Source organism: Flammeovirga sp. EKP202, assembly GCF_014534745.1.
In the GTDB taxonomy this organism is placed as follows: Bacteria; Bacteroidota; Bacteroidia; order Cytophagales; family Flammeovirgaceae; genus Flammeovirga.
The window spans coordinates 80,347-93,654 of sequence record NZ_JACVVP010000029.1; the positions used below are offsets into that span (position 1 = coordinate 80,347).

The window sequence follows — 13,308 nt, forward strand, 5'->3', positions numbered from 1 at the left end:
CTCTGAAAAATCACGAACAATTTTAGATAGCATTAATAGAATAGTATATCTATTAATTGTAATGAAACAAACGAACTAATATTAAAAATATGGAATTTTTTGATTGGTCTAAAGAAGCAATTACTCTATATAAGAGCAAAATAAATAAGGAATATATATCTAATAGTCCAGAGGTGAAATATCACTATGACACAAGAAAGAAGATTGAGTACTTGGTGAAACAATTAAATGAAAATTTATCCTCGGATTTGATTCTTAATTACACTGAATACCCTCAAAAACAATCAGGTCAAGGTAATTCTCCTAGACTAAAAGATTATATCCTTAGAGGGTTTATACCTAAGAATTTTCATGAGTTAATAGGAAAAAATGTTTTTATAAAATTTGCTTTTTGGGGTTTTAATAATGATCCTCACTTTAATATTGATATTGATGTAAATTTTTCAGATCGAAATAATCCATACAATTTACATAGGGGGCAGTTACAATCCTCAAGTTGGACAAAACCATTATCTCAATTACCAAAAAACTGGGATTCTCTTGTAAAAGAGCTGTCTCCAATATTAAGTGAAAAAATTGACGAAATAACTACATTCTTAAAACCTATTAAAGAAATGAAAGACAATAAAATAGACGAGTATGTCTCACTTATCAAGTCAAATAAAAACTTAATATTAACTGGAGCTCCGGGAACGGGTAAAACCTTTTTAGCAAAACAAATAGCAAATGCAATGAATGCCGAAGTTGAATTTGTTCAGTTTCATCCTTCTTATGATTACACTGACTTTGTAGAAGGTTTAAGACCTATTAAAAATGATGGTAATAGTGATATAGGTTTTGAATTAAGAAATGGAGTTTTCAAAGAATTTTGTAAAAATGCATTATTAAATATAATTGATAGTTCTAAGACAGTAGAAGAGGTTACAAAAGAACAATTAATTGAAAATGAATTAGAAAACATTTTAGAAGATGCTATCGAATCTAATAAAAACTTCGAGTTAAAGAATGGTAATAAATTTACTGTATTAGAATATAATGATTCACATATAAAGGTTGAAGTACCCAAAAATGAGAAAACTTCAGATCTTCTGGTTAATATAAAGATACTCAAAGAATTATTATATCAGGAAGATCTTCAACTTTTAAAAGTAAAAGATATAAAGAAATTCTATAAAAGAGACTATCATCTTCAAACTGATTCTTATTTATTTACCTTTTATGAAAAAGTTAAAACTAGATTATCTGAATCTGAAGAAAGCAACTTAATAGACTTAACCTCAAATGTTCCTCTTAAAAACTTTGTTTTAATTATAGATGAGATAAATAGAGCTGAAATTTCAAAGGTATTTGGTGAGTTATTTTATTCAATTGACACTGGCTACAGAGGTGAGTCAGGTAAAGTGAAAACACAATATTCAAATCTACAAAGTGATGATGATCCCTTTAAAGGTGGAATCTATGTTCCAGAAAATGTTTATATCATTGGTACTATGAATGATATAGATAGAAGTGTAGAATCATTTGATTTTGCAATGAGAAGAAGGTTTGCATGGAAAGAGATCACTGCCTCAGAAAGAATAAATATGTGGGATGGACAAATTGATAAATGGAAAGAAGATGCTGAAAAAGTCCTAAGATCTTTAAATACTGCAATAGAGGATGTCTCTGGTTTAAATTCATCATACCACATTGGCCCAGCTTATTTTTTAAAGTTAGAATTATATAATGGTGCCTTTGAAAAATTATGGTCAAATCATATTGAAGGTATTCTTATTGAATATTTGAGAGGTCTTCCTAACTCTCAAGATGAGCTGAATAATTTAAAAAAAGCTTATGATAACTCTTTAAATAATGCTTAGAACTAAAGATAATTTTAAGCAAGAGATCAAGGAAGAATATATTGAAGATTTATCCTTAATATCTAACCAATCAATTGGGGAATTAATTAATCGCAATAATGATTTGTTTGTTTTCTCAAATAATGATGATGAAGCAAGTATTAATGAATCAAATATCTTTGATATAAATAATTCAGATCTGGAAACAGGTAATATTATGGGATTTATCGGGGTAAATAATACAGAAATAAGAGTTAGTTCTAGGTTTGCAACTCATGATGAGGATTATTTACTCCACTACATGCTTCAGAAGGTTTTCTCTCTTAATATTTTTAATCTAAATCATAAAACAGCAAAAGAGTCTATCTTTGATTTTTTAATTTATATGTTTCCTTACTACCTAAAAAAAGCTTACCGTCAAGGCCTTTATAAGGAATATCAGAAACGGAATTATAATGATTCAAATGTTAAAGGGAACATAGATATAAATAGACATATAAAACAGAATATCCCTTTTCTGGGTAGGATTTCTTATAGTGTAAGGGAACAAAGTTTTGATAACTCATTAACTCAACTCATTCGTCATACAATAGAATATATAAAAACGTTACCTTATTCATCTGAAATATTGAACGCTGACGATGAAATGAAAAAAGCTGTACCGGAATTTATTAAAGTCACACCTAATTATTCATTAAGAGATAGAAGATCAGTCATTAATAAAAATATCCGTCCTTTTTCTCACCCTTTTTTTACCGAATATATTGGTTTACACAGGATCTGTCTACAAATTCTAAGGCATGAAGGTTTAAAATATGGGGAAGAAAAAGATAAGGTCTACGGTGTTTTATTTGATGGTGCTTGGTTATGGGAAGAATATGTAAATACTTTTTTGAAAAAATGTGGTTTCAAACATCCTGAAAATAAATCATCAAGGGATCCTATATATCTATTTGAAAATAATAAAGTTAGAAGATATCCAGATTTTTATCGAGATCAAATAGTTATTGATGCTAAGTATAAAAGATTAACTAATAAGCAAGCAGGAGGTATTGGTAGAGATGATATGAATCAGATCATTTCATATATGTATGTTCTTCAATCAAAAATAGGAGGTTTTTTAGTACCTACTGATAAAAAAATATTGAACAATGAGTTAGAAAGATCACTTGGAGTATTAAATGGATATGGGAATGAAGTAAGAGTATGGTCATTTCCAATACCTCATGACACTTGTAGTTATAAAGATTTTTGTGCTTCTATGAAAGGTATAGAGGATGTTATGGTTAGCTTATTTTAAAAATGAGTTATGATAGCCACTGCTATATCTGACAAGTAATCATATCTTACACTTAGATATTACGAATATTGTATTTTTCTAAGTGTAAGATTTTTCGCTGTAAGATTAATTTTTTTCAATCTTCTCAAATTCATTAAAAATCCTTTCCTCTAAAATGATAGCATAATGATTTTGGGTAGTTATCACAGAAGCATGACCAAGCATTTTACTTACAGATTCTAAAGTCATTCCTTTCAAAATCATTAATGTACCGAAAGTTTTACGACCAATTTTAGAGGTGACATGCTTATCAATACCAATTTTTTTAGCAATGTTATTCAGGGTGTAATTATATGCCCTCACTTGCTTGTAATCACTTTTAAGATTACGATTTTTGAAATAATCTTCAATGAGTATAATGGCTTTTTGTATTAGTGGTATTGTACACCTTTGATTACTTACCAAGCTAGTTTTATCCCTTTGTATGAGGATATACTTTTGGTTCTTAGCATTGGTTTTATAATGCTTTTTGAAATCGAAATTCTTGCATTCATTGAAATGCATCCCAGTATAGCAGGATAATAAAAACCAATTTTTAGCCTTTAATTCGTGCTCATTTTTTGGTATGTAATTTTCAAATAATTCTACTTCAGTATCATCAAGAAAGGTAATGTCACTTGGCTTTCTTTTACCATATTTAGGAGGTGTAACTCGCATATGGTAAATCTTATTTTTCTCCACAAAGTTATTAATTGCATTGACTAAAAAATTAATATCCTGTTTCAATGTACTTTTTGTAACACCTTTTGAAATAAGTTCTTCATAAATACTTTCAATTTTCGTTGTATCTAGATATTCAATGGAGTTAATACTTAATTTTGTGAGGTGTTCAGTAATTCTATTTCTACAGGAGTTTAAATTACGAACTCTTGAAGTTGTCTTGATTTTCATTTCACGCTCCATGTACATATCAAACACGTCCTTTAAGTTTAACGACATTTTTTTACCTCTGTAGATATCTACCAGATCGTTTGCAGTAAATGCAATATGAGAAAGCTGAAAAGTGTTAGCAATCGATCTAATACTAGCCTCGACCACAAAGAGGGATTCATTTAATGTATGAGCTTGTGGATGATTAATTATTTTACCTTTCCCGTTCCATTGATCTTTATAGCATTTAACTCCAGTATTTAGTCCGGAACGGGCTTTGACTCCATTTACGGTGATCCACATTAGTATGGAACCTTTATTATTAGATCTGTTTGTACGGTAAAACAATGAGGTGACAAGATTCATTGGACTGATAAAGTTCATAGTATTCACGTTAGTAGCACACTTTTTCTGTAGGTACGTGTGATACTAAATGTGATACTAGTAAAGTGAAAAATAGTAGTTTTTATTATCTCTTTTTAGAGAATATTATAGCAGAAATAGGTGTTTTTGCGGTATAAAATGAATGTGATTATCAAAAAAATTGTCTTTATTTTTAGTCATGACAAAATTACAAAATTAAAGCAAAATCAGAAATATCCGCATTGTAAACTTTGTGAAAGAGTTGCTAAAGAATTGAATTGGAAAGAACCTCAATATAAAATCACGAAAACATTATTTTTTTTCTAGCAGATATCCGAATTCTACAAACCAAGTTTTACAAAATGAAGCGGCTTCGTTGAGTTTGTCGTTCATTTCATGTATTGATAGGCTGGCGTCATAATCAATAAAGTTGATATAAAAGTGTTGGTTGTTAATGTGAATAGGTTGAGCACCTTCATTATGATTCCTAAATAATTCACATGTGAAATACGGTGCTTTAGTACTCGATATCGTAGTGCCAACGATTCCCTTTGAAGGGATAATCCCTAGATGTATTTCCTCAAAAGAAGCTTTTTCCTTCTCTTTCTTGATTTCGACATGTACAGTGTATTCTTCTGGTAAATGATTTTTGAAGATGTTTTTGCCTCTTTTGATTGCTTCTGCTTCTTCTAAATTGGATGATGAAATATCCACCAAAATAGTGAGTGCTTTGTCTTTTACTTTCAGCAGGTCTACGTGCGTATTAGTAATACGTCTGAGATGAACAGCATGATGTTGAATGCTTTTTTTTACTTTGTCTTCTGTGGCGAGGTGCTTGATATGCTTCATTATAATTCAGTTAGTTTATGAAATAAATTAGAAAGGGTTCTTAAAAGAAGATGTCTTCTTGCGTTTTAAAATCGAAGATTGAAATCTGATTATTTTTTCGACCCAATTGTATGGCTTCTTCTTTGTCTTCCACATACATTACAGAATCAAAATAATAGAGAAAGGTTTTTGGATCTTGCCATCCGCCAATAAGGTGATGATGTTTTTGGGCGTGTTCAATACAAATTACAATACCCTCATTATCGAATTCATTTTGAGTAGCTTGATAAGCAATGATGTAGCCTTTTTCAGCCGTAAAGACTTCTTTTGTGGTGAGGCTAAAAGTGAAACCTAACTTATTTCTTTGAGCGATGGATCTTATTAATCCCACTAGCGGTTTAAAAGTGTCAGAAGTCTCAGTTTTTAAGATATTATCTAAAGCATGCATGAGAAATTGTTGTGTGACTATTGAGTTCCAATAATGATGGAGCTCTTTAGAATTTATTTATTTGGTATCGTGATCAATTTTGAAACCAAACAGGCAATTTTTATTTAACTTATTCAAATTTAGGCAGTACAACTGCTTAATGTTTTTATATAATTGTTAATTAGTGATTTGGGTCAGAGTTATTTAAGTAGCAGAATATGATTTTTGAGTCATAAATAATTAATCTTACCCGTTTTAAATTTAAACATTCATCGCATGCCAACCTCTAGAAGATCAAGAAAGCTGATAGTAGCAATGAATACACACAAAGCCATGTCTTTGCAGAACCTTTCCAAAATTTTAGGAATTCCTTTTTCTACTTATGAATTGAACTCAATCGTCAATCAGTTTGAGACGAAAGGGATTGTTGAAAATGTACAAATCAGTCCGAAAGGGACATTTGCAAATTTGACAGAGATGGGAGTGAAGCTTTCTGCTGATATCCTGGAAAATAGATAGACAAAAGAGTTTAGAAAAAGAAAAATCAGAGGGGAGCTTGTTATGAAACCTATCTTAGATTAAAATTTATAGTTGAAGCTGTCAATTTTAATTCTTTTTCAAATAAATGTATAAAATATAAAGAAGGCACTGTCAGTAGTTATTGGCAGTGCCTTCTGTATTGATAGAGTGCTTCAGCGTAGCCCTGTTTTGCAGAAGTCTCCCAATAAATACAGGCTTTGTTAGCATTGTTCTGACTTAACTTGTAATGCCAGCCTAAATAATAATTGGCCAACGCTTGGTGTTTTTTAGCGTTAAGAGCCTGGAGCAAATACCTCTGCGATAGATTAAATTGACGATTATGTTGTAGTGAAATCCCAATCAACAATATACTCTCATCATAATAGGGACTTCCTTGAGGAATTTTTTGAAATACTTTTGCTGCTTTATCGTATTCCAATAAAAGATCGTTGTAGGTTTTTCCTAACCAAAAATCAATCACATCATCGCCATTGTTATACTTATATGCTTTTTCAAAAGCTTGAACGGCTCCAATTCCATCTCCTTCAAGGTACATTGCTCTCCCTTTGAAATAATATAAATCACCAGAGTAAGGCGTTTCTTCTTTTAAATCGTCTTCAATCTTACGGATATAATGGAGTGCCGTGGAGGACTTTTTTGAAAGAACTTCTATGCCTGCCTGAATAACCTCGGCTCTTGTGTAGTCTTCATATTCAAGTAGTTCTTGAACATTTTGATGGGCTAAACGCACCCTGTTTTCTTTTAGATTTGTTAAGGCAGAACTATAAGCCTCATCCGCCAGTTTACTCTGGCGATGGACGAAAAAAGAGATTAATCCAATCATCGCAACAACGTAACCTCCAACAATATAGGGTGCAAACTTTTTGTATTGTCTTTTTTCTTTTTTTGCTTCCGCCTGAACGTGAGTCTTGTATTTTTCTCTTTTTCTATTTGTTTCCTGACTATAATTTCTTCTTTCTGAAGTGTTGGAAGAAGTTGTATTATGGAATGTGAAATAGGTTAAACCATTATCATATTGAAACTTTTTTGAGTCATCATAAAGCGTATTGTAAGCTTCATTGATGAGCTTAAATTTATCTTCAAGTGTTGAATCATTTTTGTCGACATCGGGGTGGTATTTCTTGGCTAAGGTCAGGTAAGCTTTTTTAATTTCTTTCTTACCTGCACTTCTATCAATCCCCAATATATTATAATAATTGTCCATAAAGTAGTTTATAGAATAGGATGTTGATGCATCTGAAGAAGGTTACTTTCTTTACGTCAGAATACACCCATACTAATAGCTGAAACAATGAAAATTAACTGTTACTGAAGACTAAAATAGAACATTTCTTACGAATAGATAGAAATATTAAAGAAAATTAGGATCATTACTCAGCTGAATAGAGTAATGATCCTAAAGTATAGTATTTATTTTAATAAAAAGTTAAAGTCATCCTCTGGTGTTAATTCGTAAGGAGCTTTTCCTTTTTTAAAAATTCTAGCAGAAAGAGGACCTTCCAGGCAGATATAATCACCTTCAACTTTCAACCAAGACCCTTCACGGAGTCCAACTACCGTTTGATCATTGTAAGTGTGAAACTCTTTTATTCTTGTCTCTCTCGTTTCACCCATATGTTTAGAAGTTGGATCAGGATCTAAATAATGTGGGTTGAGGTTAAAGGGTACCAAACCTAAAGCGTCCAATGAAGCAGGGTGGGCGATAGGCATATCATTCGTTGTATTGATGGTTAAGCCAGTGATATTTGAACCTGCACTTGTTCCCATGTATTTCATCCCTTCACTCACACGAGTTTTAATCGTTTCTATTAAACCAAGTTTTTGTAATTGATCTAATAAAACGAAAGTGTTGCCACCTCCTGTAAACACTCCAGATGCAACAGCAAGAGCGGATTTAGGGTCGTCAAACTCATGTAGTCCTCTCATTTTGAAGCCTAATGCATTAAATTTTTTAGCGGCAATTGCTGTATATTCATCATGAGAGATTCCCCCAGGTCGGGCATAAGGGATAAAAATCACTTCTTTCGCCCCTTCAAAGAAGGATTGAATCGTTTCTTCGCAATAAGATAAATAAGGTTTTCCGTGTACGGTAGATGTGCTAACGATCAATAAGTTTTTTTCATTCATAACACTAGGTTTAAGTTAATATGCAAACGTATATGTGTTTTATAAAAAAAGTGACTATGTGGTGATAGTCACTTTAAGCTTTTTAAGCTGTAATTTTAAAATATCTTTTGAGCCAGGAATCATTTGCTTCTACAATCCATCTTGAACGGAAATCTCCTAATGTTTGGATTGTATTATCAAAGATTAATGTTGAAGGTTGAAGTTTCCCTTCAGTTACCATTCCTTTCGCTTCTGTCATTTTGAAAGTAGCAACTTCCTCTTTTTCATTCAAGTACGCTACATTAGTTCTTTCAAATAAAGACACATTTAATGAAGTTTCAATAGAACGAATAACACCGACTGACTTGTCGATAGAGCAACCCGAAGCTGCATGCACTCCTTCATCAACAGTGATGATAATAAATTGATTTTTCTCAATACTAAAACTGGCATCCAATTCACTTCCATGGGCGTTCCATGTAGAAATAAATTGTGCTAGAAGAGGAGCAATATTCTCTTGCTCTTCTGTAGTGAAGGCTCTATTTGATTGGTAAATCCAAATACGGGAAGAATCCGGTAGCTGATTTATACTTTTCATTTGATAACTCTTTTTTATGCAATATACATTTAGTTTCTTAATCTTTTGAACTGAATGTCTGTTTAAGTGTTTTAAACAAATAAAAAAGGGGCCTTTTTAGGACCCCTCAATGGAATGAATTGAATTGGAAAAATATTTTACAGTCCCTTTGATTCGGCAACAAGCTCTGCTAAATCCATTACTTGTACCTCTTTTTCTTTCTCTTTATTTTTAATACCATCATTAATCATGGTCATACAGAACGGACACCCTGCGGCAACTACTTCAGCACCTGTTGAAAGTGCCTCTTCTGTACGTTCAATATTGATATCTTTATTTCCTTGCTCCGGCTCTTTAAACATTTGAGCTCCTCCAGCACCACAGCATAAACCGTTTTTCTTACAACGTTTCATTTCAACTAGATCTGCATCCAAAGCTTCGATGACAGTTCTAGGTGCTTGATAAACGCCATTGGCTCTGCCTAAATAACAAGAATCATGGAACGTAATTTTCTTTCCCTTGAAAGCTTGACCTCCATCTACTTGTAATCGTCCATCATTAATCAATCCCTGAAGGAATTCAGAGTGATGGACTACATCATAATTTCCACCTAAGGCAGGGTACTCATTTTTGATGGTATTGAAGCAGTGCGGACATGCTGTTACAATTTTCTTGATTTCATAGGCATTCAATACTTCTATATTTTGCATTGCTTGCATCTGGAACAAGAATTCATTTCCAGCTCTTCTCGCAGGATCTCCTGTACAGCTTTCTTCCGGTCCTAGTACAGCAAAATTGACGTTAACCTCGTTGAGAATTTTAACAAACGCTGTAATTACTCTTTTATATCTATCATCATAAGAACCTGCACAACCTACCCAAAATAAAACTTCAGGATGTTTTCCTTGTTCTACCATTTCGGCCATGGTCGGTACTTTTAAGAAATTTGTATCTGTCATTGTTATGTGTGTCTTTTGTTGATGTAAATTAAATTAGGCTTTGATGTTATCTGATGCTGACTTTTTAGTCTCTTGAGTTCTTAATTCCTCTCCCCATTTGAATCGATCGCTTGCAGCAAATGCCCATGGAGCTTGGTTGTTTTCAATGTTCTGGAAGACCATATTCCATTCTTGAGGAGTTCCAGATTCTTCCATTGCAACATATCTTCTCATTTCTAAGATAATACCTAGTGGATCAATATTGATAGGACATGCCTCAGCACAAGCGTTGCAAGAAGTACAAGCCATCAATTCCTCTTTTGAGATATAATCTCCATATAGCATCTTACCATCATCTTGGAATGTGCCACCATTTGCATCTCTATTTTTACCAATTTCTTCTGCTCTGTCTCTTACATCCATCATCACTTTTCGTGGTGATAATTTTTTACCCGTAATATTTGCAGGACATTGAGAAGTACAGCGACCACATTCTGTACAAGAGTAGGCGTTCATTACATTTCTCCAAGAGAGATCTTGAACATCTTTTGCTCCAAAAGTAGGCATCTCATCTGAGTTTCCTTGATCAGTGTTTTCGACAGGCATTCCCAACATGATTTTTACTTCATTGGTCACGGATTCCATATTTTCCATTTTTCCTTTTGGCTCTAGTTTTGCAAAATAAGTATTGGGGAAAGCGAGGAAAATATGAAGGTGCTTTGAGTAAGTAATGTATACTGAGAAAGCAAATATGCCTAATATATGAACCCACCATGCTGTTCTTTCTACTGCTACTAATGCAGTTTCAGAAAGTCCAGAAAAAAGCGGTACGAAGAATTGACTAATTACAAAAGTTCCTACAACCGGGTAATGTTCATTTCCCATTTGTTGTAATACAGCGTCAGAGGCGTTCATAGAAAAAAGCATTGTCATTAAAATGATTTCTGCATACAAGATGATATTTGCATCTCTGTAAGGCCATCCTTTCATTTCTGCCATATGAAAGCGTGGAATCTTAAGTGCGTTTCTACGAATAAGGAAGATGAAACAAGAAACGGTCACTGCTAATGCCATCACTTCAAAGAAACTAACAATGAAATGGTAAGTAGAACTAGGGATAACGTTGGCAAAAATACGGTGCTGTCCTGTAAGGCCATCTAAGACAATTTCAAGTACTTCAATATTGATCAATAGGAACCCTGCGTAAACGGCAAAATGCATTAAACCGACTAAAGGACGATCGAACATTTTCTGTTGACCAAAGGCCAATCTGAACATATTACCAAACCTTTTTGCTGAATCTCCTTTTATTTCTTCCTCTTTGCCGAGAAATATATTTTTATAAATAAATGTAGCTCTCTTGGTTACTAAATATCCCGTAAAACCGATTGCGGCTACAAAAGCGAGCTGTTGCACAATCTGAATCATAATGCTTAAAAAGTTATGTGTGTTTATTGTATATACTTAACTACTTACTATCTGAAAATGTTATGCAAGCAGAGTATTTATTGCTAATAAAGTACTTTCAATGCGTATTTACAAATATTTAAATGTAAATAGTTGAATAAATATAACGACCTAAACCACAACTACTTTGATTTCATGTTAATTAACGTAACAAAAACACTTATTGAGAATGATTCTAAATATGAATAATTATTCACTTATTGTATTTTTTGGATATAAATAGAATGAATTAAAGAATTTTCTATTGCATTTGGAGTAGATGTACATTTTACTATGATGATTTTACCATTTTATCCAAAATTGGATTCATTTTTCCATTAACTTGCTAAGTACTAAGCCAAAATTAAATGACAATTAGTTCTTCATTATTTTTACCATTGTACTCACAATTAATAATAGGAACAAGAGTTCTAAAATTTGGCCTTATTACAATGAGTTAATCTAATAAACATAATTCAAACGGTATGCATAAGATACTTCCTTTATTTTCTATAATACTTTTTCTTTTTACTAGTGTAGTAAAAGCCCAGCCTGAAAAATGGGAAATTGTCACCTCAGATAATTATGAGAATAAAGAAATCAGGTATTCTGATTATGTATATGATCCAAATGTACGAACAGTACAGTTGTATGCTAAAGGAGGAAGTAGAAGTATACCTCAGTTAAATTCACCAGTTGTTAGGTTAGATCAACAGTTTCCTCTCATATTAGAATTTGACCTTTTTGGGGATGATGCCGATTATTTTGAAGCAGAAATTGAACATTGTAATAAGGATTGGACCCCTTCGGAACTTCAACCTATCGAATTTATGCAGAGTTATAATTCCTTTAAGTTGAATGATTTTGACTTTTCAATGAATACAAGTGTTCCTTATGTCCATTTTATTTTTCAATTACCGAAAGTAAAGATGTCTGGGAATTATTTATTAAAAGTTTATCGAGAAGGGGATAAGGATGATTTGATCATAACAAAACGTTTTGTGGTGTACGAAAAAACAGCTTCTATCGCTTCCAAAATGGTAGAGATGAGAGGAAGTGAAAGAAGATACATGCAGCAAATTGATTTTACGGTGAATTATGGAGGGCTTACTGTAGTTAATCCTAAGAGAGATTTTTCGGTGACAATTCTACAAAATGGAAGATGGGATAATCCTATCGTCAATCTTTTACCTCGTTTTGTGAGAGGACATGAGCAAGTGATGGATTATAGTTATTATGATGGTGAAAATGCTTTTCTCGGTTTGAACGAATTTAGAGTGTTTGAAATTAGTAGTGTTAACACTAGTGGAGCATCGGTATCTTCCACTGACATTATGAAGAACTTTAGAAAAGTGAGACTAAGATCAGACCTTGTTAGAAACAAAAAGGCATTTAACCAACAGCAAAATGATTATAATGGAGGGTATGTAATTGCTGTTTTTGGAAAAACCGATTATTGGGTGGAATCGGATTATATGGAGGTGTTTTTTACCCTAAAATCCGAAACTCCTTTTGCAGGTGATGTGTATGCCTATGGTGGTTTTTCACAATGGCAATTGAATGAAGAGAATAAAATGATATATGATGAACGACAAAAAGCTTATGTAGGGTCGACTATTGTAAAGCAAGGCCGATATGATTATATGTATACAGTGGTCAATACTTCTAAAATGACTAGAGATGATGTAGAAATAGAAGGGAGCTTTAACCTTACAAGGAATCAATATGAGATATTAGTGTACTACCGAGGGCCTGGAGATAGAGCCGATCGAGTAGTAGGTTATCGAAGCTTATCTGCCAATAGATAATTTTTTTCATCTATAATTAACATTTAATTCATTGAGAAATAAGACGTTTACATTGGTTAGCAGAAAAAAGTTTTAAAGATACTTGCACAGTTAAGAAAATACCTACACCTTTGCACCGCGTTAAACAAAAACAGTCCTTTTGAGAGACACATTCGGGATGTAGCACAGTCCGGTTAGTGTACCTGGTTTGGGACCAGGGGGTCGCAGGTTCGAATCCTGCCATCCCGA

12 protein-coding genes and 1 tRNA gene are annotated in these 13,308 nt (G+C 32.8%); 5 read left to right on the top strand and 8 right to left on the bottom strand.

From position 1 onward, the window contains the following. Positions 1–89 precede the first annotated feature (89 nt). Both IC221_RS17680 and IC221_RS17685 read left to right on the top strand, forming a co-directional pair. On the top strand, positions 90–1,859 hold the full coding sequence (locus tag IC221_RS17680; RefSeq protein WP_188170246.1) for an McrB family protein: 1,770 nt from the start codon (positions 90–92) through the stop codon (positions 1,857–1,859). Next, complete coding sequence (locus IC221_RS17685) at positions 1,852–3,138, top strand: McrC family protein (RefSeq protein WP_188170247.1); 1,287 nt, start codon at positions 1,852–1,854, stop codon at positions 3,136–3,138. The genes IC221_RS17680 and IC221_RS17685 overlap by 8 nt, the downstream gene beginning before the upstream one ends. Before the next feature lie 105 nt (positions 3,139–3,243). On the opposite strand, the gene IC221_RS17690 is transcribed toward IC221_RS17685, so the two are convergent. The 3 genes from IC221_RS17690 to IC221_RS17700 form a co-directional block, all read right to left on the bottom strand. After that, positions 3,244–4,431: a site-specific integrase gene (locus tag IC221_RS17690; protein ID WP_188170248.1), complete on the bottom strand. Its 1,188-nt coding sequence runs from the start codon at positions 4,429–4,431 to the stop codon at positions 3,244–3,246. A 291-nt stretch (positions 4,432–4,722) separates the two neighbouring features. Then, complete coding sequence (locus IC221_RS17695; protein WP_188170249.1) at positions 4,723–5,259, bottom strand: hypothetical protein; 537 nt, start codon at positions 5,257–5,259, stop codon at positions 4,723–4,725. 40 nt (positions 5,260–5,299) lie between these two features. After that, positions 5,300–5,686 carry a hypothetical protein gene (locus IC221_RS17700; protein WP_188170250.1) on the bottom strand — a complete coding sequence of 129 codons (387 nt, stop codon included), beginning with the start codon at positions 5,684–5,686 and terminating at the stop codon, positions 5,300–5,302. Between the two features lie 255 nt (positions 5,687–5,941). On the opposite strand from IC221_RS17700, the gene IC221_RS17705 reads away from it, so the two are divergent. Continuing rightward, the gene (locus IC221_RS17705; RefSeq protein WP_188170251.1) at positions 5,942–6,184 is read left to right on the top strand and encodes a hypothetical protein; all 243 of its coding nucleotides are present in this window, start codon (positions 5,942–5,944) and stop codon (positions 6,182–6,184) included. A gap of 139 nt (positions 6,185–6,323) precedes the next feature. Here IC221_RS17705 and IC221_RS17710 read toward each other — a convergent pair whose 3' ends face one another. The 5 genes from IC221_RS17710 to IC221_RS17730 form a co-directional block, all read right to left on the bottom strand. Further along, complete coding sequence (locus IC221_RS17710) at positions 6,324–7,409, bottom strand: DnaJ domain-containing protein (protein WP_188170252.1); 1,086 nt, start codon at positions 7,407–7,409, stop codon at positions 6,324–6,326. Positions 7,410–7,615: 206 nt separating this feature from the next. Next, the gene (pepE, locus tag IC221_RS17715; protein ID WP_188170253.1) at positions 7,616–8,332 is read right to left on the bottom strand and encodes a dipeptidase PepE; all 717 of its coding nucleotides are present in this window, start codon (positions 8,330–8,332) and stop codon (positions 7,616–7,618) included. Positions 8,333–8,414: 82 nt separating this feature from the next. Further along, positions 8,415–8,909 (bottom strand): hypothetical protein, encoded by a 495-nt coding sequence (locus IC221_RS17720; protein ID WP_188170254.1) that lies wholly within the window; start codon positions 8,907–8,909, stop codon positions 8,415–8,417. 137 nt (positions 8,910–9,046) lie between these two features. Continuing rightward, a complete protein-coding gene (locus tag IC221_RS17725) occupies positions 9,047–9,847 on the bottom strand; it encodes a (Fe-S)-binding protein (protein WP_044212127.1) in 801 nt (266 codons plus the stop codon). Positions 9,848–9,880: 33 nt separating this feature from the next. After that, a complete protein-coding gene (locus IC221_RS17730) occupies positions 9,881–11,251 on the bottom strand; it encodes a (Fe-S)-binding protein (protein WP_188170256.1) in 1,371 nt (456 codons plus the stop codon). A gap of 506 nt (positions 11,252–11,757) precedes the next feature. On the opposite strand from IC221_RS17730, the gene IC221_RS17735 reads away from it, so the two are divergent. Continuing rightward, positions 11,758–13,080, top strand: coding sequence for a DUF5103 domain-containing protein (locus IC221_RS17735; protein WP_188170255.1), 1,323 nt, complete (start codon positions 11,758–11,760; stop codon positions 13,078–13,080). A gap of 153 nt (positions 13,081–13,233) precedes the next feature. Further along, positions 13,234–13,308: transfer RNA gene (locus IC221_RS17740), tRNA-Pro, on the top strand.

Excerpts from the sequence above, each read along its gene's own strand:
- IC221_RS17695 (WP_188170249.1), bottom strand. The coding sequence starts at position 5,259 with ATGAAGCATATCAAGCACCTCGCCACAGAAGACAAAGTAAAAAAAAGC.
- IC221_RS17690 (WP_188170248.1), bottom strand. The coding sequence starts at position 4,431 with ATGAACTTTATCAGTCCAATGAATCTTGTCACCTCATTGTTTTACCGT.
- IC221_RS17685 (WP_188170247.1), top strand. The coding sequence starts at position 1,852 with ATGCTTAGAACTAAAGATAATTTTAAGCAAGAGATCAAGGAAGAATAT.
- IC221_RS17680 (WP_188170246.1), top strand. The coding sequence starts at position 90 with ATGGAATTTTTTGATTGGTCTAAAGAAGCAATTACTCTATATAAGAGC.
- IC221_RS17710 (WP_188170252.1), bottom strand. The coding sequence starts at position 7,409 with ATGGACAATTATTATAATATATTGGGGATTGATAGAAGTGCAGGTAAG.
- IC221_RS17720 (WP_188170254.1), bottom strand. The coding sequence starts at position 8,909 with ATGAAAAGTATAAATCAGCTACCGGATTCTTCCCGTATTTGGATTTAC.
- IC221_RS17725 (WP_044212127.1), bottom strand. The coding sequence starts at position 9,847 with ATGACAGATACAAATTTCTTAAAAGTACCGACCATGGCCGAAATGGTA.
- IC221_RS17735 (WP_188170255.1), top strand. The coding sequence starts at position 11,758 with ATGCATAAGATACTTCCTTTATTTTCTATAATACTTTTTCTTTTTACT.
- pepE (WP_188170253.1), bottom strand. The coding sequence starts at position 8,332 with ATGAATGAAAAAAACTTATTGATCGTTAGCACATCTACCGTACACGGA.
- IC221_RS17700 (WP_188170250.1), bottom strand. The coding sequence starts at position 5,686 with ATGCATGCTTTAGATAATATCTTAAAAACTGAGACTTCTGACACTTTT.
- IC221_RS17705 (WP_188170251.1), top strand. The coding sequence starts at position 5,942 with ATGCCAACCTCTAGAAGATCAAGAAAGCTGATAGTAGCAATGAATACA.